This window comes from Spirosoma liriopis, from assembly GCF_023196085.1.
Taxonomy (GTDB): Bacteria; Bacteroidota; Bacteroidia; order Cytophagales; family Spirosomataceae; genus Spirosoma; species Spirosoma oryzicola.
The window spans coordinates 1,084,490-1,110,901 of sequence record NZ_JALPRF010000001.1; the positions used below are offsets into that span (position 1 = coordinate 1,084,490).

General features: G+C 49.6%; 25 protein-coding genes. 14 read left to right on the top strand and 11 right to left on the bottom strand.

Annotation, left to right across the window (positions count from 1 at the left end):
* Positions 1–55 precede the first annotated feature (55 nt).
* Complete coding sequence (locus M0L20_RS04510; RefSeq protein WP_248475898.1) at positions 56–892, bottom strand: MBL fold metallo-hydrolase; 837 nt, start codon at positions 890–892, stop codon at positions 56–58.
* Between the two features lie 150 nt (positions 893–1,042).
* Here M0L20_RS04510 and M0L20_RS04515 point away from each other — a divergent pair, with 150 nt between their 5' ends.
* Positions 1,043–1,804, top strand: coding sequence for a cytochrome b/b6 domain-containing protein (locus tag M0L20_RS04515; RefSeq protein ID WP_248475899.1), 762 nt, complete (start codon positions 1,043–1,045; stop codon positions 1,802–1,804).
* A complete protein-coding gene (locus M0L20_RS04520) occupies positions 1,801–2,616 on the top strand; it encodes a molybdopterin-dependent oxidoreductase (RefSeq protein ID WP_248475900.1) in 816 nt (271 codons plus the stop codon). The genes M0L20_RS04515 and M0L20_RS04520 overlap by 4 nt, the downstream gene beginning before the upstream one ends.
* A 105-nt stretch (positions 2,617–2,721) precedes the next feature.
* On the opposite strand, the gene M0L20_RS30095 is transcribed toward M0L20_RS04520, so the two are convergent.
* Positions 2,722–2,844: a hypothetical protein gene (locus M0L20_RS30095; RefSeq protein ID WP_262923846.1), complete on the bottom strand. Its 123-nt coding sequence runs from the start codon at positions 2,842–2,844 to the stop codon at positions 2,722–2,724.
* A gap of 37 nt (positions 2,845–2,881) precedes the next feature.
* Between M0L20_RS30095 and M0L20_RS04525 the strand changes: the two genes are divergently transcribed.
* A complete protein-coding gene (locus tag M0L20_RS04525; protein WP_248475901.1) occupies positions 2,882–3,631 on the top strand; it encodes a hypothetical protein in 750 nt (249 codons plus the stop codon).
* 362 nt (positions 3,632–3,993) lie between these two features.
* Here M0L20_RS04525 and M0L20_RS04530 read toward each other — a convergent pair whose 3' ends face one another.
* Complete coding sequence (locus tag M0L20_RS04530) at positions 3,994–4,482, bottom strand: GtrA family protein (RefSeq protein ID WP_232559671.1); 489 nt, start codon at positions 4,480–4,482, stop codon at positions 3,994–3,996.
* A gap of 194 nt (positions 4,483–4,676) precedes the next feature.
* Complete coding sequence (locus M0L20_RS04535; RefSeq protein WP_248475902.1) at positions 4,677–4,967, bottom strand: antibiotic biosynthesis monooxygenase; 291 nt, start codon at positions 4,965–4,967, stop codon at positions 4,677–4,679.
* A gap of 351 nt (positions 4,968–5,318) precedes the next feature.
* Between M0L20_RS04535 and M0L20_RS04540 the strand changes: the two genes are divergently transcribed.
* The 5 genes from M0L20_RS04540 to M0L20_RS04560 all read left to right on the top strand — a co-directional run bounded on the left by M0L20_RS04540 (position 5,319) and on the right by M0L20_RS04560 (position 9,435).
* Positions 5,319–5,753 (top strand): hypothetical protein, encoded by a 435-nt coding sequence (locus M0L20_RS04540; protein ID WP_232559673.1) that lies wholly within the window; start codon positions 5,319–5,321, stop codon positions 5,751–5,753.
* Positions 5,754–5,790: 37 nt separating this feature from the next.
* Positions 5,791–6,081: a hypothetical protein gene (locus tag M0L20_RS04545; protein WP_232559674.1), complete on the top strand. Its 291-nt coding sequence runs from the start codon at positions 5,791–5,793 to the stop codon at positions 6,079–6,081.
* A gap of 188 nt (positions 6,082–6,269) precedes the next feature.
* Positions 6,270–7,340: a sensor histidine kinase gene (locus M0L20_RS04550; protein WP_248475903.1), complete on the top strand. Its 1,071-nt coding sequence runs from the start codon at positions 6,270–6,272 to the stop codon at positions 7,338–7,340.
* 154 nt (positions 7,341–7,494) lie between these two features.
* Positions 7,495–8,643: a sensor histidine kinase gene (locus tag M0L20_RS04555; protein ID WP_248475904.1), complete on the top strand. Its 1,149-nt coding sequence runs from the start codon at positions 7,495–7,497 to the stop codon at positions 8,641–8,643.
* 9 nt (positions 8,644–8,652) lie between these two features.
* A complete protein-coding gene (locus M0L20_RS04560) occupies positions 8,653–9,435 on the top strand; it encodes a LytR/AlgR family response regulator transcription factor (RefSeq protein ID WP_248475905.1) in 783 nt (260 codons plus the stop codon).
* Between the two features lie 26 nt (positions 9,436–9,461).
* Here M0L20_RS04560 and M0L20_RS04565 read toward each other — a convergent pair whose 3' ends face one another.
* On the bottom strand, positions 9,462–9,788 hold the full coding sequence (locus M0L20_RS04565; RefSeq protein WP_232559678.1) for a hypothetical protein: 327 nt from the start codon (positions 9,786–9,788) through the stop codon (positions 9,462–9,464).
* A gap of 167 nt (positions 9,789–9,955) precedes the next feature.
* Here M0L20_RS04565 and M0L20_RS04570 point away from each other — a divergent pair, with 167 nt between their 5' ends.
* The 5 genes from M0L20_RS04570 to M0L20_RS04590 all read left to right on the top strand — a co-directional run bounded on the left by M0L20_RS04570 (position 9,956) and on the right by M0L20_RS04590 (position 18,028).
* The gene (locus tag M0L20_RS04570) at positions 9,956–11,479 is read left to right on the top strand and encodes a TolB family protein (RefSeq protein ID WP_248475906.1); all 1,524 of its coding nucleotides are present in this window, start codon (positions 9,956–9,958) and stop codon (positions 11,477–11,479) included.
* Positions 11,480–11,562: 83 nt separating this feature from the next.
* Positions 11,563–12,399, top strand: a complete 837-nt coding sequence (locus M0L20_RS04575) for a sugar phosphate isomerase/epimerase family protein (protein ID WP_248475907.1) — start codon at positions 11,563–11,565, stop codon at positions 12,397–12,399.
* Between the two features lie 635 nt (positions 12,400–13,034).
* Positions 13,035–13,586, top strand: coding sequence for an RNA polymerase sigma factor (locus tag M0L20_RS04580; protein ID WP_232559681.1), 552 nt, complete (start codon positions 13,035–13,037; stop codon positions 13,584–13,586).
* A 365-nt stretch (positions 13,587–13,951) separates the two neighbouring features.
* Complete coding sequence (ileS, locus tag M0L20_RS04585; protein ID WP_248476597.1) at positions 13,952–17,368, top strand: isoleucine--tRNA ligase; 3,417 nt, start codon at positions 13,952–13,954, stop codon at positions 17,366–17,368.
* A gap of 258 nt (positions 17,369–17,626) precedes the next feature.
* Positions 17,627–18,028, top strand: coding sequence for a hypothetical protein (locus M0L20_RS04590; protein WP_232559682.1), 402 nt, complete (start codon positions 17,627–17,629; stop codon positions 18,026–18,028).
* On the opposite strand, the gene M0L20_RS04595 is transcribed toward M0L20_RS04590, so the two are convergent.
* The 5 genes from M0L20_RS04595 to M0L20_RS04615 form a co-directional block, all read right to left on the bottom strand.
* Complete coding sequence (locus M0L20_RS04595; RefSeq protein ID WP_248475908.1) at positions 18,029–18,943, bottom strand: 1,4-dihydroxy-2-naphthoate polyprenyltransferase; 915 nt, start codon at positions 18,941–18,943, stop codon at positions 18,029–18,031.
* 88 nt (positions 18,944–19,031) lie between these two features.
* The gene (locus M0L20_RS04600) at positions 19,032–19,649 is read right to left on the bottom strand and encodes a glutathione peroxidase (protein ID WP_232559684.1); all 618 of its coding nucleotides are present in this window, start codon (positions 19,647–19,649) and stop codon (positions 19,032–19,034) included.
* Positions 19,650–19,713: 64 nt separating this feature from the next.
* Positions 19,714–21,498 carry an arginine--tRNA ligase gene (argS, locus tag M0L20_RS04605; RefSeq protein WP_248476598.1) on the bottom strand — a complete coding sequence of 595 codons (1,785 nt, stop codon included), beginning with the start codon at positions 21,496–21,498 and terminating at the stop codon, positions 19,714–19,716.
* Between the two features lie 108 nt (positions 21,499–21,606).
* Positions 21,607–22,611 carry a DUF2278 family protein gene (locus tag M0L20_RS04610; protein ID WP_248475909.1) on the bottom strand — a complete coding sequence of 335 codons (1,005 nt, stop codon included), beginning with the start codon at positions 22,609–22,611 and terminating at the stop codon, positions 21,607–21,609.
* Between the two features lie 28 nt (positions 22,612–22,639).
* Positions 22,640–24,994 carry a penicillin acylase family protein gene (locus M0L20_RS04615; protein ID WP_248475910.1) on the bottom strand — a complete coding sequence of 785 codons (2,355 nt, stop codon included), beginning with the start codon at positions 24,992–24,994 and terminating at the stop codon, positions 22,640–22,642.
* A gap of 234 nt (positions 24,995–25,228) precedes the next feature.
* Here M0L20_RS04615 and M0L20_RS04620 point away from each other — a divergent pair, with 234 nt between their 5' ends.
* Complete coding sequence (locus M0L20_RS04620) at positions 25,229–25,618, top strand: hypothetical protein (protein WP_232559687.1); 390 nt, start codon at positions 25,229–25,231, stop codon at positions 25,616–25,618.
* On the opposite strand, the gene M0L20_RS04625 is transcribed toward M0L20_RS04620, so the two are convergent.
* Positions 25,601–26,410 (bottom strand): peptidoglycan-binding domain-containing protein, encoded by an 810-nt coding sequence (locus M0L20_RS04625; protein ID WP_248475911.1) that lies wholly within the window; start codon positions 26,408–26,410, stop codon positions 25,601–25,603. The genes M0L20_RS04620 and M0L20_RS04625 overlap by 18 nt on opposite strands.
* Positions 26,411–26,412 lie beyond the last annotated feature (2 nt).

Below are 26,412 nucleotides of genomic sequence, written 5' to 3' on the forward strand. Positions count from 1 at the left end.
TAACGACTGGATCAATTTTTTGGTTTGCACCCGTAACGCGGACAGGATGGCCGCGTTACAGAAAGTCCGAGAGTTTTCCCTTTTCGTTTACCCGAACTCCTTTCTCAGTCTTTTCAACGGTTGCGGCTTCTGTGACCGGATCATGCTCGAAGACCAGAATCCAGTTTTCGTCAGCAGCCTGTTGCAATAGCCGGGCTTTCTCGTCCATTGTCAGCAACGGTCGCACATCGTAGCTCATCACGTAAGGCAACGGGACGTGCGCCGACGACGGAATCAGATCGGCCATGTATGCAACTGTTCGTCCGTTGATCTGAAAGAGCGGCAGCGCCATTTTTTCCGTATGGCCATCTACGTACAGCAACGAGATCGTGTCGTACGGAAATGGATTCTGCTCCAGAAATTTCAGCTGACCACTTTCCTGCAAAGGCCGAATATTTTCGCCCAGAAACGACGCTTTTTCGCGCGGATTCGGGTTCACCGCCCAATCCCAGTGCGATGGGTGTGTCCAGTAAGCAGCGTTTGAAAAAACCGGAACTAGCCCTTCCTCGTTTCGTTTGACAGCGCCCCCTACGTGGTCAAAATGAAGGTGCGTAAGCAGTACGTCGGTTACGTCAGTTTCCGAGTAACCCGCTTTTCGGATCGAACCCAGCAGCGAAGCATCCCCGTGGAGATCATAGTGACCAAAAAACTTAGCATCCTGCTTGTCGCCAATACCGGTATCTACCAGCAAAAGCCGATTTCCCTGTTCGAAGAGCAAACAACGCATAGCCCAGGTACAGCGGTTCAACTCATCGGCGGGGTTGAGCTTATTCCAGAGCGGCTTAGGGACAACACCAAACATAGCACCACCATCAAGCTTAAAAAGACCAGTATCGAGGGTTCGTAACGACATACGGCACAAGTATAAAAGTATAGCACAAAGGTAGCGCTCTGCAATCTTGTTATTATTGATCCAATAAATAGCAATTCAAGAATCTAATAAACCCAATTGTTCGTTATAGACTACAGGCGACCCAACAAACTACCCTAACTATATTAACCGATGAAACGAATTGTCCACAAGCACCCGCTAGCCATTCGCTGGTTTCACTGGATTAATTTTCCGGTGCTGTTCGTCATGATCTGGAGCGGAATGCTGATCTACTGGGCATACGATCCGTACAAAATTCAGATCGGTGATTACACGCTTATTTCTTTTTTCCCCGACGGATTCTATAAATTTTTCAAGCTGTCCCGCCGACTGGCCGAGGGTATGGCCTGGCACTTCGTGTTCATGTGGATTTTTCTGCTGAACGGATTGCTGTATGTAGGCTATACCGTTGTTTCCGGCGAATGGCGGCATCTGGTGCCAGACCGCAACTCTTTTCGGGAAGCGGTTCAGGTAACGCTCTACGATCTGGGACTTCGTAAATCGCAACCGCCTTTTATCAAGTACAACGGAGCGCAAAAAATCGCTTATTCAACCATTATTCTTATGGGTGTTGGTTCGATACTTACGGGCTATGCCATCTATAAACCAACGCAATTTTCGTGGCTTACGCGATTGCTTGGCGGCTACGAAGCGGCCCGTCTGGAACACTTTGTTCTAACCGTTGGCTTTGTATTGTTTTTCTTTGTTCACGTTGCTCAGGTAATTCGGACGGGCTGGCAAAACTTTCAATCCATAATAACGGGCGTTGAAGTCATCAAGCCACACTCCCCCAATCAGCCAACACCGCAAGGGTCCGACAACGTACGCCCTGCTGGCCCATCGGAACCGACGCCATCGCCTATGACCCCTCCAACCCGACCCGCTTTATCATGACTATATCGAATAAACCCGCTCCAAACGAACCGCAACTGCCGCAGGAAGATGTTCCAGAATCAGCCGTTCGCCGACGGATGCTAAAAGCGTTCGGGTGGTTTTCTGTTGCCGCAGCCGTTCCTTTCGTTTCGTATAACTGGATAACGCGCAGCCCCAAAGCAATGGGTATGCTCAAACCTTTGCGGGATGTCCTGAACACCAACGAGACGATTGCGCGTACGTACTTTAGCGACACGCATCTAGTCCGCACGTTTGCCGTTGACGATGCCGCAAAAAAAGCCCGCGTAAATGGTTACGACGGCTTGAAATCGCCAATTCCGGAAGACTGGAAACTTCAGATCGATGTTCCGGGAAAGCAACCGTTGGCGTTGACTATTGACGACATCAAAGCATTACCCAAACAGGAGATTGTCTACGAATTCAAATGCATCGAAGGCTGGAGTCAGATCCAGCATTGGGGCGGAGTTCGTTTGTCTGATTTTCTGGAAAAATACAAGCTCGGAACGCGCAGCGGCAACGCTCCCTCTCCCGACAACACGGATGATCTGTTTAACTACATCGGTTTGGAAACGCCCGATAAAGGGTATTATGTCGGTATCGATATAGAGAGTGCGCTCCACCCACAGACACTGCTCGCTTACGAATTGAACGGGCAACCGATCAATAGCCAGCACGGTGCTCCGCTTCGTCTGATTATTCCGGTAAAATACGGCGTCAAAAATCTCAAGCGTATCGGTCGGATGTTCTTTGCGGATGAACGCCCGCGCGACTTCTGGGCCGAACGCGGCTACGATTATTATGTTGGTTTGTAAAACGGAACTATACTTTGCAAACCAACCATTTGTTATACCGTCCAAATTCAAAACAGACAAATCCTTAAACTACAGTGATTTATCTTTTTAAATACCTACTATAGTTCAAAAAATCAAACTACTAGCGTAGCCCGCTTCAACGCCTGTTCGACGCAGTTCAGGTGGTTCTTTATACAGTTCAGACAGTAGCTGTTGGTTCGTCCCTCCGTTCGCGACGTAAGTTTGCATCGTTCCTCACGGATAACCAGAAACAACAAATACTGTCATGAAATCGTTTACTCAATTAGCCATGCTGGCGCTTGCCTTTGTCTGTTCTACGGATCTCGCTATGGCTCAGCAGTCAGTTCGGCGCCCGGCTACCCAGACCAGCACCGCCGTCAGAAAACCAGCCCAGAGACCCGCTGCCAGCCCGGTTAGACGACCAGCGACAACTGCGGTCGCACCGAGGGCACAAGTTCCGGTAGCAGAAGCCAGACCAGCCCCGGTAGAAGCCCAACCCGCTCCAACTTCGCAGACGGTTGCCCGGCCACAGCCTGGTGCGCGTTACGCTACGACACGCTCGTACAGTCGTCCATCACGCAGCAGTCATGCGGTATACCTCAACGCCGGACTTGGCTTAGCAACCTACTACGGGGGTGGTTTACCACTAGGCGTTTCGGTTGAAGTAGACGCGAAAAACAATTTTTCGGTCGGCGGCTCCATCGACTACTACCGCTATGCCAACGGCTATTATTCAGGCGGTTACAACTTCGTTTATTTTGGCGGGCGGGCATCATACCACCTTGGCGAAGCGATGAATGTGCAAACCAGCACCTTTGACCCTTACGTTGGTGCATCCCTGGGCTTCCGGTATGCAGGCAATAGCGGGTATTACGATTACGGCGGGTACAACAGTGGCCTGTTCGTCGGATTACACCTGGGTGCCCGGTTCATGTTCGCCCCAAAAGTTGGCGCGTTCGCAGAAGTAGGTTATGGCGTATCAGCCGTGAAGCTCGGTCTGACCGCAAAATTCTAAGATAATTCCTTGAAAATCCGCAGGTACGCATCACGTCTGCCCTGTTTGACGATGACGCTAGTTCAAGTAGAGCACGGCCTGATGCGTACCTGCGGATACAAACACCATTTACGAATCAAACCAATGAAAACTACCAGACACATCCGCACCGTTTTGCGCACTGAACGTGCCCGGTTATTGGGTATGGAAACGGTCGTTGCCCGTCCAGTACGTCGGACAGCCGTTTTTACGACCGGCCGATAACACGTCCGCTTCTCTATCGACGCATCACTAACTACAGAGTCAGCTCAAGGTGTAGCCCCTGCCAACAATGGATTGGCAGGGGCTTTTTAGTGATCGATACTGTAAAGAGGCTGTAGATTTTACAGGTTCATCAGCCGCTTTAGTTTATCATAAAAGCCCGTATTTCGAAAGGTAAACTGTTTGTGCAGGACATAATTGCTGATAAAGCTCAGTCCCATGCCCGCCGTGTGCGAAGCCAGCTTATTGATGTTCACCACTTTGACGGAGAAAGGAATTGTGAATAGAATCGCTTCCATCCTTTCGGTCGAGAACTGATAAAGCAGCGAGGATCCGTAGACGGTGATGATACAGGACAGTATCGAAACAAGCGTGAATTTGGCAATTTCGCGCCGGGTCTTCGCCGAGTTTTTTGCGTTGAACGCAAAGAGCTTGGTGAGATAAAATCCAATGAAAAAAGAAGAGACATAACCGGCTAATAGCGCCTGTTCGTAGGTAACGGGAAACCACTCCTGAAGTAATGTGCCGACTATCAGCTGCAACGAAGCACCAATGGCCGCGACAATAAAATAAGCAATGAGATCTCTTTTGTTGAATAGTTGACTATTCATAGTGTACTGTGCGGGGAAACGGCAAAGATAGGTAGAAAAGCTTAGTCCGCTTTTACAGCGCGCTACAAACCCACCACAGACTTCGCTATATAACGCACGAGTCGGCTCCGTAGCCGCATGAATTAAGTCGTTGAACAGTGTACCGATACGTCATAATGGGATGCTCATTGTCATCCCATTATGAACAGAGCAGGTTAGGCGGGCAGTTCAGCGGTCTTGGTCAAAAACGTAAACGTAGGCGGTCCCACTGTACCACTGGCCTGCATTGTTTCTTTAACCGTTTGATCAGCCAGGAATCCTTCGAAATCGGCCCGCGAAGACCAGTCGAATAGAATAACAAGCTGCTCTGGCGCCGGTAGTGTAAACACCTGCGCTCGTTGGCAGCCGTGGCGCTGCCGAGCAGCTTTCCCGTTTGTCGTAAAAACGGCCATAAATTGTTCGTAATCCCGAATCTGGACGTTCGCTAAAATAGAGATCGTGGTCATTGTCGTTGTTGGTAACTAGTGATTAGTACAAATTTGGAGCGATACGCGGCAGGTTGAAATAAGCGTCAACATGAACTGCTGTTTTCTGGTGTTCAGCTGTACAAGTCTCCCTTACAACGTAATTCCTTTGATCACAGAAATTTCCATCAGGTGTCATTCGTGCTTCCGCAACGGCAAGTGCTAACGATGCGTTTTCCGGTTCATTCCGCAGTTCTTCCCGTTTAAGCGGCTCTTTTGCCAGTTGGTACAGGCACCCTTTCAAACAGTCTATACTGTCGAGCACCTTTGTATCGATCAATGAGCCAAGCCCAACCGGGCAACCTCTTTTTTTCCCAAAACAACATGACTATAATGAACACATTTTTCGCTTTTCGTCGCTCAGCACTCCTCGTGCTACTCGTAGCCGCTTCTCTTTCCGCTTGTAAGAAGGAAAAAGATACGCCTGCACCAGATTTGGCCAGCCAGGTATCAGGCACGTATAATTTCTCTGAACTAACTACAGGCGGTAAAAAGTATCCGGCCAGCGAAACCAACCTGAAAGGCACGATGAAAGTAAGCCGTCAGACCGCAACGACGGTATCCATTGATGTAGCGATCAACCTTAAATCAACGGGTGAAGCGTTCATTGAAGATTCTGCCGACGACGTAACCGTAGTTGACGCCGGCAACGGTAGCGTTGAATACCGACTAAATGGGAATGTTATTGCCAAAGGCAGCAACAACAAACTAAGCATCAGTGGCGAAGACAGCGACGGCGTTGAGCTAACCGTTTCGGCAACCAAATAAACCTCTTTTTTAACGACCACAGCAGCGGACCAATACCATGAAATCATTCAAGAAATTTACTGTACTGGCTTTAGCCGCAATTACCCTTTCAGGATCGCTAACCAGTTGCGCAACCGTTTTTGGTGGCCGTATCACCGACGCTCAAAAACGCAAACCAATGCCTGGCGAACCACAACGACAAGTCCGGACCGGCGCGTTGATAGCCGACATCCTATTGTTCTGGCCGGGTACCCTCGTTGACTTTGCAACCGGTGCGATTTACAAGCCTCAGCATAGCGTAACGGCTCAGAAAGTGCAGCATACACCGACAAAAAAGCAAACGAAATAGTCCGTTTGAAACGTTTCTATCCCCAAATCCCCGGCCATCACTCGCTGGGGATTTTTAGTATACGTGCCGAATAAACACCATACAGACAGAGATTGTAGACTTATTCGAGTATTTGTCTGTGTATTTTACTGAAAAGTCCTGCTCTTCGGTTAATTTGCTACAGCGGAGCTTTCCTTTTCTCACCATCCATGACCAGACAATTATCCAGGGATACGAAGTTACGCCTTTGGGGACCCTTGCTGCTGTTTGCCTTTGGTTCTTTCTTTTTCCGACTTTCGATTCTCGTCAATAACTCTCCGCGTCAAGCCATTCAATACATCTGTATCGCTCTTTCGCTCGGTTATTTAGGCTGGGAGATTGCCCGACGGCTGATTGGTATTATTCAGAACAGGTATCCCGGTCTACACCGCACCCGCCAGCGGCTTATTCTTCTTGGCTTCCTGATTATTCTTCTGGCCAATGTTAATTCCTCGTTACGCGTATTGATCAATAGTTTACTGGATACCCGCATCTGGAAAGTCGATCTGTACAATTACATCGAAACAACAGGTATCCAGTTCGTCTACGTGTGCGTTTACGTCGTTGTATACGAGGGTCAGTACCTGATTCGGCACTGGCAAAAGACGTATCAGGAAAAAGAGCAACTGATGAAAGCCGAGTGGCAGGCTCGGTTCGATTCGCTGAAAAATCAGGTCAATCCGCATTTTTTGTTTAACGCGCTCAATTCGCTTTCCACGCTGATCGAAGACTCGCCCGTTCAGGCCGGAGAATTTGTCGATGAATTGTCGAAAGTGTACCGCTACCTGCTTCAATCGAACGACCGCGAGCTTACGTCACTCCATACGGAGTTACGTTTCATCCAATCGTACACGCATCTACTTAAAACCCGGCATGGTTCGGGAATAGCCGTACGTACGTCAGTACCCGACAATTGCCTAACGCATTCACTCCCTCCGCTTACGCTACAGCTACTGGTCGAAAACGCGGTCAAGCATAACATTGTATCGCCGGGCCGCCCCCTTGTTATTGACATCACCACATCAGCCTCAACCGACAAGCTGAAGCAGGACTGCTTTCTGCTGCTGGTTCGCAATAATCTCCAGCGCAAGAGTAAACAAAGTTTGAGCAATGGGGTCGGATTAGCCAATATCGCGGCCAAATACCGGATGCTCACCCAGTCCGACATTGTTGTTCAGGAGGAAAACGACTCCTTTACGGTAGTTTTACCCTTACTCGCCCCTATGCAAACGGCGCGCTGAGTCCGTACTCCTGACCGGTCACAGATACTGATTAACCCTTCATTTGCACAACTCATGACTCCATTCGTGCAATTGGTGACTATCGTGGTAAAGCCTACATGAAGGCATCGCTATCTTTAGCACTGCTAAAAAGCTCCCCAGACCGGTATTGTTTATGCATCAGTCCGTTTGTTTGCCACCTCTGAGCCAACTCAGTCCTTACAATCGGTGGACTTACGTACTGACTGTCCCTTTTCTTACCGGAGTGGTTAGTTATCTACTGGCAGGAGACGCCTACTGGCAAAACGGATGGCACTTCACGGCAACCACGTTTCTGAACGGTGCCTTACTCACGGGTTCCTTTTTCGCCCAAAATCGTGTGACGCGTGTAGTTACCCAACGGTATCCTCGCTTCGCTCAGTCACTGACACGAGTGGCTCTCGTCGTAGCGGCTAACAGCCTATTGTCGGTACTTTGTGTGAGCCTTATCGCTGGTGTATACAGTCGTTTTCGGTTACTTGGCACCTCGTTTACGGTTGAATCGCTCCTGAAAATTTACGGTATCAACCTGTTATTTATCGTTCTATCTGCCGGGATTTACGAAACGTTTTACTCGCTGAACCGGTGGCAACAGATTCAAATCAATCGGGAAAAGCTAAAGAAGGAAAATTTGAAAGGGCAACTGCAAGGCCTTAAAAGCCAGGTTAATCCACACTTTCTGTTTAACAGCTTGAATTCGTTATCGTCGCTGATTGCCGATGAGCCACAGCTAGCTGAACAGTTTATTGATCAAATGGCGCGCGTGTACCGATACATGCTTCAGACCAATGGATATTCTAACATGCTTCCCGTCAGCGATCATGCGATTAACGGCGAGTGCAGCGATGAATTGACAACCCTCGACGCAGAGTTATCTTTTATTGACTCTTACTATCATTTGCTGAAAACCCGCCACGGGACCGGCCTTACACTGTCCGTCCAGGTAGCGAATCATTATAGGCAGCATCGCCTTCCCCCGCTCACACTGCAACTTCTGGTTGAGAATGCCGTCAAGCACAATAGTATTCTGGCCAGCCGCCCTTTGTTGATCGAAATCCAAACAACAGAATCTGGTTATCTTCGTGTGCGCAATAACGTTCAGAAAAGATCGGTTCGGAGCGATCTAACCCGATCAGGTTCGTCCGAATCAGGTGAAGCAGAATCAACGCACGTTGGCTTAGCTAATATTCAGACAAAGTATAACTTGCTGGCACAAACGGAACCACAAATTGAAGCCGGTCCTGATTATTTTACCGTTACATTACCTCTTTTAGCACAAGCATAAATTAAGTCCATGAACGCCCTAATCGTTGAAGATGAAGAATTAGCCGTGCGTAAACTCCAGAAGTTACTGCACGATGTAGCCCCCACCCTGAACATCGTTGGCGTAACGGCCAGTATCGACGATACGGTCAACTGGCTAGAGGACCGCCGGACAAGTGGTCAGCCCGAGCCCGACCTTATTTTCCTGGATATCGAATTGGCCGACGGTCAAAGTTTCGAGATTTTTGAGCGAACACCGGTCAGAAGTACCGTTATTTTTACGACCTCCTACGATGAATACGCGTTGCAGGCGTTTAAGGTTAACAGCATCGATTACCTGCTTAAGCCCGTTCAACGCGACGATCTGCAACGAAGTCTTCAGAAATACGAAGCGTTGCGTGGTCGCCCGGTGGACGATCCGGCTCAAAACATTGAAAAGCTTCTCCAACAGATTCAGCGGCAGGCTCCGCGCGATTACCGACAACGCTTTCTGGTACGACAGGGTCAGCGCCTATTATCGGTTGAAGTGGGCGAGATTGCGTATTTCTACACCGAAGACCGCTACAGCTTTTTCTCGACCCATACCGGGCAAAAGTTTCTGGTCGATTACACGCTGGATGAACTGGCCGACAGTCTGGACCCAGGCCGCTTCTTTCGGATCAACCGGGGAGTTCTGGTAACACACCAGGCCGTCGATCAGATGCAGCCTTACTTCGGTAACCGGCTCGCGCTGAACCTACGCCCTACCTTCGATAAGGAAACGTTGGTGAGCCGGGAAAAAGTAAGCGACTTTAAGACCTGGATGGGAAAATAACCAGCCGGGTCTTAAAGGCCACTTCGTTAGCGCAACGAATCTTTTTTTGTTTTTCCAATCGGTATACCTACCCCAAAAGCCCTGGGGTCAGTTGGCGGATTGGTTTTATTTTTCCGCTTTTTGCGGTCGTTTTGCGGTATGGCCGTGGCCGTTGGGTTAGCGGGTGCCTGCATCATCGTTCCGGGACCGGATAGCGGAGTATCAACGCCCGGTATCGGAACATGCGTCGATGGTGAAGCCTCACGGGGCGTTTGTGCGGAGTCAAGTTTTGTCAGCCGCTGCGATGAGTCAGCCTGGCCAAAACAAATCGACCCGTACAGACTGATCGACAGGAGTAATAAAAAGGAACGCATACGAAAAGACAGTTTGTTGAGTAAATCGTTTCTGACGGAAAACACATCCGTTATTCTCTTCTCAACTAACCGTAGCAGGTAACAGTTTAGCGAAACCGGAATCTGGAAGTAAACTTTCTTCCGTTGCTTCTTTTGACTGAGTTAGCCAAGACTTACTCACGACCCTGATGCCTTTCTACAAACGCTTTAAGCAAATTAACCTGTTGCTGATTGGCCTGCTGACCAGCCTAGCCGTTTCGACAAACGCTCAGCAGAAATCGGTGGGTGTGTTCGACGGACAGGATGATATTGGCCAAGCCAAACAGCCCCTGTCCGTTCGTTTTAATTCGGCTACGTACGAGTTAAGCGGTGCAGGAGTCGATGCAGCCACAACGCACTATCTGTGGAAACGCATAAAGGGCGATTTTATCGTTTATACGCGGTGCCATCTGACCTCTACCGATCCGCACCACACTATCGGCTGGCTGGCCCGAGCCAGTCTGGCCCCAAACGCTCCCCAGGTGAGCGCCACCGTGCAAGGCCGGGGACCATCCCTACAAATTCGTAGAACGGCGGATGGCCCCAGCGACGAAAGGCGAATTAGCCTGAGTAACGCGGACGTTATCCAACTGGAACGCCGTGGGACAACCTACACCCTGCGCGTGGCGAAGTTCGGTGAGCCGTTTCAGATTCGGGAGGTGACGAATCTCAATCTGGGCGACGAAATTTACGTAGGTCTGTTCGTTAGTGGCGCTCAGAAGAACAACCTTGCCAAAGGCGTATTTCAGGATGTTCGTCTTACCGTCCCGGTCAGCCCCGGCGTACCGGCTGGCCAGATGAACCTCGGCAGTCGGCTGGAACTACTGGAGGTGGCAACGGGAAAGCGGGAAGTTATCCATACAGCACCCAATTCGATTCAGGCTCCCAACTGGACGCCCGACAACAAGACGCTGATCTACAATGGTCAGGGCTTTATTTACGCATTTGATTTGGCCAGCCGTCAGCAGAGCGTCCTGAACACCGACGACGTCAAGAACAACAACAATGACCACGTTTTGTCTTTTGACGGAAAAATGCTGGGCCTCAGTAGTGGGGTTAAGGAACTAGGCGGATCAATTATTTACACGGTTCCGGCTACGGGTGGCGCACCAAAGCAAATTACGCCTAAAGGGCCGTCCTATCTGCACGGGTGGTCGCCCGATGGTAACAGTTTAGTATTCTGCGGTTCACGTGATAACGAATACGACATCTACAAAATACCCGCAGCTGGTGGACCGGAGATCAGGCTCACCGACGCGAAAGGGCTCGACGACGGTCCGGAATTTACACCCGACGGTACGTTTATTTACTTTAATTCAAACCGTACCGGCACCATGCAAATCTGGCGAATGAAACCCGATGGCAGCGGACAGGAGCCCGTCACCAATGGCGATTTTCATGATTGGTTTCCGCATATTTCGCCGGATGGCAAATGGATTGTTTTTCTATCGTTTCTCAAAGAAGAAGTGCAGTCCGGTGACCATCCCCCGTACAAACACGTTTATCTCCGGCTGATGCCCATCAAAGGAGGAAAACCAACGATCATCGCTTATTTGTACGGTGGTCAGGGTTCGATCAATACCCCTTCGTGGTCGCCCGACAGCAAACGAATCGCGTTCGTCAGCAACACAGACATCAGTACGTTGAGTCCGGCAGAGATAACGGATAATTAGTCGATCCTGGTTGCCGAAGCGTATATTGCATCAACTAGCCGACTTACAGCGACAAAGTAAACTCATTAATTTTATCGGGTCGAATGAAAACAAGACGTGAATTCCTTAAAGCATCGGGCTATCTGGCAGTAGGCGCTGCTTTAGTCCCTAATCTAGCCAAAGCCGCGAAAGTGAAGAATGTCGGTATTCAACTCTATACAGTTCGCAAGGAGATGCTGGCCGACGCAGCAGGCACCTTAAAGCAATTGGCTCAAATTGGCTACACAGAACTGGAATCGGCCCGCAGCGAAAAAGGTAATTTCTATGGCTTACAGCCTAAAGAAATCAAAAAAATTGCCAACGACCTGGGCATGACCGTACGCAGTGGTCACGTGCAAATCGACAACAACTGGCAACGCACGGTTGACATGGCGGCAGAAGCGGGACAAACCTACCTGGTGTGTGCGTCACTACCAACAGAAGGCCAGACCGTTGCGAACTATCAACGTTGCGCTGACGCATTTTCTAAAGCTGCCGAAACCTGCAAAAAAGCGAATCTGGTCTTTGGTTACCACAATCACGAATACGAGTTTGAAAAAGTAGATGGCAAAATTCTGTACGACATTCTGCTGGACCGCACCGATCCTAACCTGGTGAAGATGGAGATGGATTTAGGCTGGGCCATTCTGACGGGCAACGACCCACTCGCTTATTTCAAAAAATATCCGGGCCGTTTTCCGCTGTGGCACCTCAAAGACATGGACAAGACCAAAAAGGAAAGCACCGAATTTGGTAAAGGTCAGATTGATATCAAGAAGATGTTGCAGAATATGGACAAATCGGGAACGAAGTATTTCTTTGTCGAGCAGGAAGAATACCCTAAGACGGCGATGGAAAGTGCCAAGTACGATTATGATTATCTGGCAAAGCTAACGTATTAACCAGCCTGCCTCACAAACACCGATAGCCGGACTGAGTTCGCTTCTAAAACCAGTTAAACAAGTGCTGGTGCGATTAACGTAGTGTGTCTGGCTATCGGCGTTTACCAAGTGACTACATTTTACAAGACACACCTACTAAACGATTCACTACCATTATCTTTCATCCTAAGAAGTACTTAAGTTGCCCCTGAATTATTGTACCGTTTACGATTACTCCACTGAATCTTATTTATCACCGTTTGCCTTACGAGACGCTGATTTCTTAAACAAAAGCGTTCTGATTTTTTGGTAAGGTTCAGCGTAACCAACTTATCTGTCTAGATCTTAAAATAGATTTTATACTTTTCTTACACCGATAAAGCGTCTGTTTATTTCTCTATTAAATCATATTTTATCCGCGTAAACAAAACAAAGTGCCCTAATCAAACATTTTAGTAAGTTACTACGTACTTTGTCAATTCTTTGCTTCTAACAGAGGAAATCTATGGACTTGTGGTAAACACGCTTGTTAACCAATCTACCATTTAATATATTTTTCGTGTCTTAATTAACTGGTTTCAGTCTAAAATAAATAAAGGAGCACTTAGTTAGCAGAGCTTGTTAAAATACAACTTGAATTGCACTAGTAAAGGATTATGCATACTTCACTGACCGACGAGAATATTATTCGCCTGTACTTACCTAATCAGCCGAATGAGTGTTTTGAGACACTTTACACACGATATGTCAACAAAGTATATCGTCGTTGTTTGTCACTTACCCACGACTCGGCCAAAGCTGAAGACTTTACGCATGATATCTTTCTAAAAGTATTTGACAAACTCGATGCTTTCCAGGAACGGGCTCGTTTTTCAACTTGGCTTTATTCGATTGCCTACAATTATTGCCTGGATCAAATTCGTCTGTCGAAACGCCTGAATACGGTTACAATGGACGACGACTACGAACTTGATATCGCCGACAACCAGGAATCTGTACTGCACGAAGAGACGCTACAGATGGTAAAGCAAGCGATGGATACACTGTCCAAAGAAGAAACGACGCTCCTACGGATGAAATACGAAGATGGAATGAGTATCGACGAGATTGCCGACCTGTACAACCTTAAAGCCAGCGCGGTAAAGATGCGTCTAAAGCGCAGCCGGGATAAAATTCATCGGCTGTACGAGCAACAATACAACAGCTAATTATTTTTTTCAATTTCACTTACCAAAAGGTGACCAAAGGGGTTAACTTTGCTCTAAATGGTAAAGACCCTCTATAAACCAGAAATTGCTCGGAGCCCAGCTGTAATGGCTGGGCTTTTTTTTGGGCAAATTCATATACTTCCCGCTGTTCACCAGTTTTATCTCAAGTAAGACTGATAGAATCATCCTACCTACCGAAAGCGAACCGTACGGGCAAGCTTTTTTGTTCGTACAGTACATACGGTTATTTACTGACCTGAGTTACGGCTTCGGCTTTCGTGCCCCAGTCTATTTCCGTATCTTTGCACTCATTTTTAACCGCATGAGTTTCAAATAGCTATTTGAAAAACTCGTGCTATTCGTTTATTCCAGGCGTGAAGTATCAGCAATATGAGTCCCTCGATTATGCGAAGATCGCAGCCGAGGTTTTAACGTATTGGAACCAAAATCAGGTTTTCGAACAGTCGGTCGCCATTCGCGAAGGGAAGCCCACGTTTACGTTTTACGAAGGTCCGCCTTCGGCCAACGGAGCTCCCGGTATTCACCACGTAATGGCCCGGACAATTAAAGATATTTTCTGCCGGTACAAAACCCTACAGGGCTTTCAGGTCGAGCGGAAAGGTGGCTGGGATACGCACGGTCTACCCATTGAGCTACAGGTTGAAAAAGAACTTGGCATTACCAAGGACCACATTGGTAAACCCGAGTCGGAAGGAGGCATCAGCGTTGAAGCCTACAACCGCAAGTGCCGCGAAACCGTTATGCGGTTCACCGATCAATGGAACGACCTGACCCAGAAAATGGGCTACTGGGTTGACCTCGACAATCCGTACGTCACCTACAAGAACGAGTACATTGAGTCGGTGTGGTACCTGCTGAAAAAGCTGTACGACCAGGATCTGCTGTACAAAGGCTATACCATTCAGCCTTATTCGCCGAAGGCCGGAACGGGCCTGAGTTCACACGAGCTAAACATGCCCGGCACATACAAGGACGTACGCGATACGACCATTGTGGCTCAGTTTCGGGTAAAGCTAACGGGCAAATCAGGCTATCTGTTCGATGCCGCCGACTCCGACGACATCTTCATTCTGGCCTGGACGACTACCCCCTGGACGTTGCCAGCAAACTCGGCGCTGACCGTTGGTAAAGACATTGACTACGTCCTGATCAAGACTTTCAACCCCTACACCTTCAAGCCAATTAACGTTGTGCTGGCAAAGGCGTTGGTCAGTCGTTGGTTCAACGAGAAAGGGCGGGTTGACTTTCCGGACGATCCGGCGTTCGATGCCTATCTTCCAAACGACAAGGTCATTCCCTGGGCTATTATCGACATACCGGGCTTCAAAGGTGAACATCTGGAAGACATCGAGTATGACCAGTTGATGCCGTACGTTACCCCCGACAAACCCGCCTTCCGGGTTATCATGGGCGACTTCGTTACGACGGAAGACGGTACGGGTGTCGTTCATACGTCGCCAACCTTCGGTGCGGATGACTTCCGGGTGTCACAGGCGGCTGGTATTCCAGCCATCATGGTCAGGGATGAGACCGGCAAAGAAGTTCCTATCGTCGACAAACACGGTCAGTTTGTTGACGAGATCACGGATTTTGCTGGTCGGTACGTAAAAGAAGAATATTATTCGGACGAAGAACGCGCCGATCCGGAGTTCAAGCCAACCGATGTGCTGATCGCCATCAAGCTGAAAGAAGAAAACAAAGCGTTCCGGGTCGAGAAATACGAACACCCTTACCCGCACTGCTGGCGGACCGATAAACCGATTCTGTATTATCCGCTCGATAGCTGGTTTATCCGCACGACAGCGAAAAAAGATCGGCTGGTTGAGTTAAACAAACAGATCAACTGGCAACCCGAAAGCACCGGAACGGGACGCTTCGGCAACTGGCTCGAAAACCTCGTAGACTGGAACCTCAGCCGAAGCCGTTTCTGGGGAACACCACTTCCCATCTGGCGATCAGAAGCGGGCGAAGAAGTTTGTATCGGCTCGGTCGAAGAGCTACAGAATTACGTGCAGGAAGCTCAGCAGAGCGATGTGCTGACTGATGAGCAACGGACCAAAAACAGCGCGTTTCTGGATCAACTTTCAGCTGGCGAGTACGATCTCCATCGGCCCTACGTCGATGAGGTGTACTTTGTGTCGGCGTCGGGCAAGGTTATGCAGCGTGAGTCGGATTTGATCGACGTTTGGTTTGATTCGGGAGCGATGCCGTACGCGCAGTGGCATTATCCGTTCGAGAATGAGGATGTCTTCAAGAAGGCGTTCCCGGCTGATTTCATTTCGGAAGGCGTTGACCAGACGCGGGGTTGGTTCTTCACGCTTCATGCCATTGCCGGCATGCTGTTCGATTCGGTTGCGTTCAAAAACGTTGTTTCGACGGGACTGGTACTCGATAAGAACGGCAACAAAATGTCGAAGCGATTGGGCAACGCCGTCGATCCCTTCGCGACCTTATCGCAGTACGGAGCCGACGCAACGCGCTGGTACATGATCACCAACGCTGAACCGTGGGACAACCTTAAATTCAATACGGAAGGCATCGGCGAAGTGCAGCGAAAACTGTTCGGAACCCTGTCGAACACGTACAATTTCTTTGCGCTGTACGCCAACCTCGATCAGTTTTCCTTTGCTGGACGAACCATACCGGTAGCCGAGCGCCCGGAGCTTGACCGCTGGATCTTGTCGAAACTGCAATCATTGATCCTTGAGGTTGAAGAACAGTTCGATAGCTATAACCCAACCAAAGCAGGTCGGGCGGTTCAGGACTTTGTGAACGATCAACTCTCGAACTGGTATGTGCGCTTATCACGTCGGCGCTTCTGGTCCGGGGTCGCGTCCGACGGTGAAATGACGCCCGATAAACGAGCGGCTTACGAAACCCTGCATGAGTGTCTGACAACCATTGCGCAACTGATGTCGCCCATTGCGCCATTCTACGCCGATTGGCTGTATCGGAACCTGACGGAAGGCAATACATCGGTGCACCTGACCGACTTTCCGAAAGCCGAGCGTGCTTTGATCGACACGGAACTGGAAACGTCGATGGAACTGGCGCAGGATATCTCGTCGCTGGTTCACTCGCTACGTAAAGGCCACAAACTAAAGGTTCGTCAGCCTTTGAGCCGCGTGCTTATTCCGGTACTCAACCCCGATACGCGTCGGCAAATTGAGCACGTTGCGCCCATCATCCTGTCCGAGGTTAACGTGAAAGGCGTTGATTTTGTGGACGATGCAAGTGGTATTTTAAAAAAGAAAGTGAAGCCTAACTTCAAAGCGCTTGGTCCCAAGTTTGGTAAACAAATGAAGGACGTAGCCGCTGCGATCACGGCCATGACCGAAGATGATCTGAAACAGTTAGAGACATCTGGCAACTGGCAGTTACCGCTGGGCACTATTTCGCTTTCCGACGTTGAGATTCTTACCGAAGATATTCCGGGCTGGCTCGTGGCTAGCGAGGGGGGACTGACTGTCGCGCTGGACGTTAACGTAACCGATGAACTGCGCCGGGAAGGCATTGCTCGTGACTTCGTAAATCGCATTCAGAACCTGCGTAAAGATCGCGACTTCTCCGTCACGGATAAGATCCAGATCACGTTGGAACGTAACGATGATTTACTGGCGACCGCAATCGAAGCGAATCGCGAGTATATCCAGCAGGAGGTTCAGGCGATCTCACTTGAGTTGGTTAGTGACTTAAATGGTTCGGCTACGGAAATTGAAATGGACGAGTTTCAACTCCGGGTTAAAGTGGATCGACTGTAAGTAAGCTCCTACAAACAGGAATTTCATTTTTATAAAAAAAGCTGCCTTGAATAAGGGCAGCTTTTTTTGTGCATTAGCAGCTCATTTTGTAGCAAGGCTGTGTATTCTAGCTTTGATTAAGTATACTATAGATGATTATTTATTGACAAACGGCATGAAACTTGTACGGTATTTAGTGGGATCTTCTGCTTACATGAACGCAACTCATTCAGATTGGCCGATAACCCATCAATCCACTTAATACTTGTACACTTTTTGATGGAACCTTTACAAAACACGCTACAGTCGTTTGTCAACAGTTACCACTCCATAATGTGGCGACTCCGGGAATGTAAGCTGAATGACGAGCAATTAAGCTACGAGGTTAATCTCAGCAGCGGAGCGATTCGCAATCGCCGGGCCAAACCAGACCTTTGGAAGCTCAAGGAAGTTGAGCAGTTAGCCGCTTATTTCTCAATCCCAACTACTGCTTGTCGGCAAATGAATGCGCTGCTTCACGACCTACCCAACCGGTGGGGTACAATGCCAGAAGGCGAACGTCGTCGTGTCGAACGCATGCTTTCGATCAGACGATCTCAGTTTGAAACATACAATAAAACAGATTGGCCCGTGCGCCATTTGCTTAACATGCACCGGATCATGAATCTGTCAAACGCCTAATCAAGCAAGTACCTGCCCAAGACCGAAAAGAATAACAAACAGCAATGTTGACAAAGCCAACTGTCCCAGTCGGGCGTTTAGCTCGGCGGGACGTTTGTGCGTAGCCACGAACCGGCCATTCACGACAAATAAGGGGAACGTAAGAACGTAGAGATAGCCTACTGCGGGTGCGCTCGTTAGAAAAGAATAAGCCAATGCACAGAACATGCCTGCCAGCAGCAGTCCCCAATGGTAGCGGATCGCAAGTGGTAAGCCTATTCGTGCGGGAATCGAGCGTTTGCCGGTCAGCGTGTCGGTTTCTATATCGCGAATGTTGTTGATGTTCAGTACGCCTGTAGCAAATAAGCCAACGCTGGTAGCTGGCAGTAATAAGATGGGACTAAAAGACAAGGTGTGCAGAAAATACGTGCCTAGCACACCGACCCAGCCAAAGAACAGTAGAACGGCAATATCGCCAAAACCGGCATACCCATAAGGTCGCTTTCCGTTTGTGTAGCCAATAGCAGCCGCAATACTGAGCAGACCAAGAATCAGGAAAAACCAGAACAACTTCGGCCCTGCTCCGAAAAAGGCGATCACCAATAACCAGATACCACTAGCCAACGACAGCACTGAGGTAATGATAATGCCCCGCATCATCGCTTCTTTGGTGATATCGCCCGTTGCTACCGCCCGCCGTGGGCCTACGCGCAGTTCGGTATCTTTCCCCGACACCGCGTCACCGTAGTCATTGGCAAAATTAGACAAGACCTGTAGAAAAATAGTTGTCAGCGCGGCCAGTAACGCTATTGTCCAGCTAAAATGCCCAGTAGATACCGATGATCCGGCGGCCAGAAAACTACCGAGAATAATGCTCGCTAGTGATAAGGGTAACGTGCGCGGTCGAGCCGCAGCAATCCAATTTTTTACGGACATGGGTAATGTGTAAAAGCACGAATGAGTGATCAAGCAAATAACATCCGAAAATGCACTTACTCAACCACTCATCCGCGCTTTTAGCAATTTAGATGCCTACGGCTTTCTTGAATTCTTCATCGTCTGGCTTCACTTTCGAAGCAAAGAAGTGAGTCAGCTCACCTTTTTCGTTGATGACATATTTGCAGAAATTCCAGGTTGGCACTTTATCGTTCCAGCCATTCATATCTTTAGTAGTCAACCACTTGTACAACGGAGCCTGATCGTCACCCAGTACCGATACCTTCTCGAACATCGGGAACGTTACACCGTAATTTTTCTGGCAGAACGACGCAATTTCTTCGCTGGTACCGGGCTCCTGGCTTTTGAAATTGTTGGCAGGAAAACCGAGTACCACAATTTTGTCGCCATGCTCTTTATAAAACTTCTCCCAGTCGGCATACTGTGGCGTAAACCCACATTTAGACGCTACGTTCATAATAACGACCTTTTTGCCTTTGAATCCACTCAGCGAAACAGGTTTGCCGTCGAGTGATTTCACCGTGAAATCGTAGAGCGTTTTTGTCGGCGCAGCGGCATTCGCTGGTGCTACAGCCACTTCGTTTTTGTCAGCCATAATTCCTTTGACGAGTGTTGATAATGACTTGAAGCTCGTGGTGGTAAACGCTACAGCCACTACAGCCAGTAGGATCATTGCTTTTTTCATGGTAACCGGATTGTTGTATAGAGTTTGGAAGAATAATACGTACGTTAAATTCAGACGCCTGGATCTACATTTTCTCGGGCACGTCTATGCCCAATAAACCCATTGCTTTTCGAATAGTTTCACCGACTGATTTTGACAGGGTTAACCGCGTATGCAGCTTCACGGCATCGGTCTCTTTCAGGATCGATAGCTTATCGTAAAACTGGTTGAACGTCTTTGCCAGATCGTAGGCGTACTGCCCTATGTACGAAGGCGCATAGCTCTCTCCCGCTTCGGCCACGCGTTGCGGATATTGACTCAGCAGGAAGATAAGCTGACGCTCGATTTCGTCAAGCGTTCCGTTCTGAACCGCGCCGGCCAGCGAAACGCCGGAATCAGCCGCCTTCCGTAAGACCGACTGGACACGAGCGTGTACATACTGAATGTACGGCCCCGTGTTACCGTGCAGATCAACCGATTCTGCCGGATTGAATTGCATCCGCTTCTGAGGATCGACTTTAAGCAGGTAGTATTTCAGCGCGCCCAGGCCCAGCATTCGAAAAAGAGTTGCTTTCTCGTCATCGCCAAACTCATCCATCTTGCCTTTGGCGGCTTCGTCGGCAGCCGTAGCAGCCGCATCGATGGTTTCCTGGATCAGATCGTCGGCATCAACAACGGTTCCTTCGCGCGATTTCATCTTGCCGGTCGGTAAATCGACCATACCGTAGGAAAGGTGGTACAGGCCATCGGCGTACGTCCGGCCCAATCGACGCAGAATGGCAAACAGTACGTTGAAATGGTAATCCTGCTCGTTACCAACAACCCAAATCTGACGATCATTCTGAAAATCCTGGTACTTCAGATCAGTGGTCCCGAGGTCCTGCGTCATGTATACCGAAGTACCGTCGGAGCGCAACACCAGCTTCTGGTCTAAGCCTTCTTCGGTTAAGTCGATCCAAACAGAGCCATCATCCTTGCGGTAAAAGACGCCTTTTTGCAGCCCTTCTTCAACGATTTCCTTGCCAAGCAGATAGGTGTTCGACTCGTAATAAGTCTTGTCAAAATTCACGCCAATGCTGCGGTACGTTGCGTCGAAACCTTTGTATACCCAGGCGTTCAGCTGACTCCAAAGCGCTACAGTCTCTTCGTCACCTTGTTCCCAAAGCCGCAGCATCTGCTGTACCTCAAGCATCAGGGGTGCCTTTTTCTCTGCTTCCTCTTTAGCCATGCCCTGCCCGACCAGTTCTTCAATCTGCGCTTTGTAGGCTTTGTCGAACAGGACGTAATATTTTCCAATCAGGTGATCGCCTTTCATACCAGCCGACTCCGGTGTTTCACCGTTGCCGAACAGCTTATACGCCAGCATGGACTTACAGATGTGAACGCCCCGGTCGTTGACGATACAGGTTTTCACCACGTCATAGCCGTTGGCCGCCAGAATCCGGCTGACCGAGTCACCCAGAAAGTTGTTACGCAGGTGTCCCAGGTGAAGCGGCTTGTTGGTGTTTGGCGACGAAAACTCAACCATCACCGAGCTTTGTTTGGCCGGGAGCGTGCCAAACGCCGGATTGGTTGCGATGTCGTTTAATACGTCAACCCAAGCGGCATCGGCAATGCTGATATTCAAAAAACCCTGTACGACGTTGAAGCCGCTGACGATGGCGCTATTCTCGGCTAACCAGGAGCCAATTGCCTGTCCTATCTGCGCGGGTGCTTGTCGAAGGGCTTTGGTGAGTGAAAACGTGACAAACGTGTAAAGCCCCTCAAATTCTTTCTTGGTGGGTTGCAGGGTAACTTCGTCAACGGTTGTTTGAAAAAGCACCTGTATAGCTTGCTGTATATCGGTTTTTAATTGTTCCTGAATGTCCATTCGGTCGGATTCCATGTCGAATCACAAAGGTAACTCTTCAAGTCTTCGAATTACAAATTGTACCAAACTGCGACGGATGGTATAATTCCGTCGCTAATAGCACTCTGGTTAAAACACCACGAGTCTTCCCGTCTGGCTAACCTGATTCTGCGTATACGATACCCCAGCCACTTTTAGTCCCGTTGGATCGAGTAAACTGATCGAGCCGCCGTCATTGCTCAACACAACCCGCTGTCCATTAAGCGCGTATACAAACACCTCTCCTGCCGGTACGACTCCACTCAAAGGTTCACGACGATTGGCTTTATCGACCAGTTCATAGCCAGCCAGGTCAATCGCATTCGGCGACGCATTCAGAATATAGACACGTTCAGGTTTACCCGCCTGAGGCTTTACTAGCGCGGCAATCAGATGCAGATCAGCCATTTCCGGCACGGGTTGCGGTCCGCCCGGCACCTTCGTAATCGCATGGCCGTTTTCGTCGGTATGGAAGGACTGCGACTGAAACGCCAGAAACAGCGCTACCCATCGGTTGGTACTTGTAAAGTGGATCAGAATACCCCCATCCTGCCAGATGCCATCCTGCGCGACAAACTGACCAACGTTACCCTGATTCATGTGAATGTCGTGGATACCCCGCCCCGGCAGAAAAGCAAAGTACTGGTCAAGTTTTGTTTCGGGTCCCCAAGGTTCGCCAAAGGCGTAGAGTTCGGCATCGGGGTTGTTCATCGCCCGTTGAATATACAGGTCGAGTTTGTCATTGAGATCGTTGTCTTCACCGGGTACCTCCAGCGGCAAAGGCTGCATTTGCGCCGTATCGAATAGGTTACGCCGAACGAAATCCAGCGCCAGCCCATTTGGTTTGCTCGGGACAGCAGTTAGTCCGGTGGGCAGCTTGGCCTGGGCGATCTTGTCAAGAATTTCGTGCGTGTAGTTGTCACTGAAAAAATACAGCACTTCGGACGGAGCTACCTTCGACTTGGCGTTGACGGCAACACGGTACTGAACACCCTGCGCATCTTCGATCAGAATTTGAAAGTGGGCACTCTGCGCTGTAGCACGTTTGCGATCTTTGACGCGTCCTTTCAGAATGCTATAATTGGCGATTGGCATGATAGTCAGAAGCTTTGTGATACCCTGATCAGGGCTTCAGTATAGTCGTTTGCTCGGCTACGGTTTTCACCTTGTCTTTGGTGAAGAACACCGGAAAATAATTGTTTTCGGCCCAGATTGGAAATAAGTCGCTGTAATGCGGACTATCAGGATTACCAGACTGTCCCGGACTGTTGACGCCCAGCGTTTTATCCCAATCTTCGGTATCAATCAGAATACGGAATGACGCCCCGTGCGTCTGGTTCAGGTCATTAGCCGTTGCGTTGACGGTTTCGCCGTAACCGCCCCGCGCCACCGGACCAAGGTTGATCTTTTTCTGCATAGCTTTGTCTACCAAATCGCTAAGCGGGTGCGTGATGGTAATGTGCTTATTTTTTCGCTGTCCGTACAGCCAGTCATCCATGTCGTTACCAAGCCGGTCGGTCAGTTGGGTCACAGCGCGGTCCATGCAGGAAAGCAGCAGGCTATCGCGGGAAACCGTCGGAATAAGTAGTTCGTCAAAGACCCGCTTCGAGGGCAGGCTTTTAAAATAAGGCTGCGCATTTTTCGGCACTTTCTGTTGATAAACCGCTTTTTTCAGCTCTCCCTCCCAAGCAACGTAAATCGCAGCGGCCACCGAATTTGTCTCTAGTTTATAATCCCATTTACGCAGGTAACCCAACGCCTGTTCGGTTCGGTTATCAGGCGAAGCCAGGTTTTTCAGCAACGGTACCAGCGTTCGAGCCGGAATAGATAGATAGTCAGCCTGCAAAGCCATAAAATCGACCATACTCTTGCGTTTCCCATCATTCAATACTTCTTCGATGCGGTGGGCCCGATTAGGCGAAGACCATGTCCAGCCGACCGCATCGCGATGGGGAAAGTTAGCGGGTGTCAGGTTGTTATTGGCCGTGGCGACATACCCTTCCGATGGATTCAGTTTGTTGGGCAATTGCTGAATCGGTAGATAGCCACTCCACTCGTATCGGCCATCGCCGGGTACGGGTACCAATCCCGTAAAGTTCTTGCGAATCGGGGCCAAGCCTACGGCCTGCCAGCCAATGGTTCCGGTTTTATCCGCCCAGATCATATTTTCTCCCGGAATCCGGCTGTACGAACACGCTTGCCGAAACTCCGTCCAGTTACGCGCCTGATTCATGCGCAGACTTGCCAGATACGGTGAACAGCCCGTGTCGAGCCAACCCGCCCGGATAGCGTAGGCTTTGTGATGCTGCTTGTCTTCGAAGACCACCGGGCCGTGTCGCGTATATTTCAGGGTCGCCTGCACCGGCTGTCCACCTTTCACCGGAATGGTTTCGGTCAGCGTTTTCATGCTTACCCAGTTGCCTTTGTAGCGGTATTGATTCGAATTGGCCGGGTTGGTTTCGTACACGTACAAATCTTCGTTGTCGGTCTCAAAAATCGTCAAGCCCCAGGCCCCATGATCGTTATGACCGATTGAAATTCCCGGTAGGGTCGGCTCCCCCGCCCCGATCACGTTCCATCCGGGCCCATTTAAGTGTACCCAATACCGCAGGGAGGGTGTCGATTGCGCCCGGTGCGGATCATTAGCGAGCATCGGATAACCACTCGCCGACTTATTGCCCGAAATAATCCAGTTATTGGAGCCGACGTATTGTTTTTCGGTATCAAACCACTCGTCGTTGTTTTGCTGACGGTCGAGTTGGGCTTCGTCTTCGTCGGCTTTTGTGGGTCGCCCCTGAAATTTTAAGGGTAAGCGAAACGCTTCGTACAAGTCGAGAATGGGCTGGAACAGTTCATCGCCGTTCACGCGTAGGGTCAGGTCAGGTTCGTTCGGTTTCGATACAGGATGAAACCATTGCAGTTCACGGAGTTTGTCAGCGCCAATGAGTTTGACCAACCGACCGTAATTTAGTTCGTCACGCACGTTATAGGCTAATCCCTGATGACGGCTAATAACTACTTCAGGCGTCCACAAACCCGGTTTCGTGTTCAGGACCCGAAATTCGAACGGAAGCTTTTCGGGCGTTTTCAGTATCTGTGTAATGTACGCGTTAACGCCATCGACAAAGGCCCGAACAATCTGCGGTCCGTGCGGGTGGTAGTGCAGTAGTTCCTTGTTAAGATCGCCCCGAAAACGAAAAAGCCGGGTACCCATATCCCGTTTGACTTCCTGCGGACCGAGCAGTTCGGCGACGGTTCCGGTTGCCTGCCGACGCCAGATTTCCAGTTGGAAAAGCCGGTCTTGAGCCGCCGAATAGCCTTGCGCAAAAAATAGATCGTGCTCGTTTTTGGCGTAAATGTGATTGACGCCCCAACGATCACGGATTATTTCGACGGGTTGCTGAAGGCCGGGAATGGACTGAGCAACAGCAGAAAACAGCGAACAAAAGAGCAGAACAAGTGGTAAAAGCCGATGCATGACGTTGAGAGGATTTCCGGGTAAGATAACCAACAATCAGCACACCGCAACTTTAAGAAACCTTTAACAACCGAACTACTTTTATTTGGTTAGTTTAGCAACAAGATCAGAATACTTATGAAAGCGCTGACTTTTTGCCTCCTGATTAGCTTCGTAACTGGCTGTGTCACGATTCAATCGAACACTAAATCCGACGCCGTACCAACATTTAAACGGATTTTGGTCGTAACAAAAATGCGGAAAGCACCAGACAGCTACGCGCAGGGCTTTGTCCATGCATTCCCCGCAGGGTATCAGGTTTGTACGGTGGCCCTAAGTCCACTGTCATTCGACAATCCCAACGAAACGATCCGGAAGCAGGTCGAAGCCTGCCAAAGCGAAGTGATTCTTACGCTCGAATTAAGCAAGACGGGCAGTATCGACCGGTATCACAGCAGCGATTATGAATACAACGCGGAAATGACTTCCGTAGCGACCGGCCAGCCCTTCTGGAAAGCGATCATTTCGGCAAATCCGAATCTGGGCGAACAATTATCTCCTCGCAGTGTCGTCAAGCGCTTGCTGAACGATCATATCCTTGATGGTAAGCTACCAAGTTCGCAATCGCTACAAGCCGTCAATTGATAAAATATCGATGGTTGCGTTTTGAATATTCCGGACGCGGGCAAACACTGCAGTGCCGTTACTTCCGCCCTTCACATCCGTATTGCCTTCCAGTGTCTCAATGGCATCACCGAGAACGGCTGTCACAATGCCCGTATGAAACCAGTCATCGGTTTCTGGATTACGCAACAGAAACACATCACCGGGACGCATACAGGCTGGTTTTTTCCGTAGATTGGCACATCTGGTAAGCCGTCCGGTTCCCTGTCCATGCAGGGCCATTGTGTCGCAACTAAGCGTATGCGGCATAATGGCCGTAAAACTGCGCCCGTAGGCCGATGAGGTCTGATCCAGCACCGTCTGCACAAAGCCCGCACACCATTTGAAAAGGGAGCCATCGTACCCATCGCAATAGCCACGTACCCAAGGCCCCAAATTCTGTCCATCCGACGTTTGCAGTTCTGCCGACCGTTGTCTCAAATGGGCGTTCGCGATCTGAATAACGGCTTTTCGGGAATCTTTCGCAGTCGGCTTTGCGCTAAACGCATTCGACAGGGGAGCACTCAGGCGTTTAAATAGCTCCGGCGTGACGACGCCCGTCTTCGGTACTTTAAGCGCAGCCTGAAAGTTCTGCACAGCCCGCTCTGTCGCCGGTCCGAACTGACCATCGATGGACGTAGTAAGAGCCGCTCTGGGGTAATTCGGCGCATTCAGGCATAACCACTCCTGAACTCGTTTAACGTCGTTTCCTCCATCACCTTTTTTGATGGCACCGGAAAAAAGCAATTCGTTCTGGTAAGCCGTTTTGATCATGG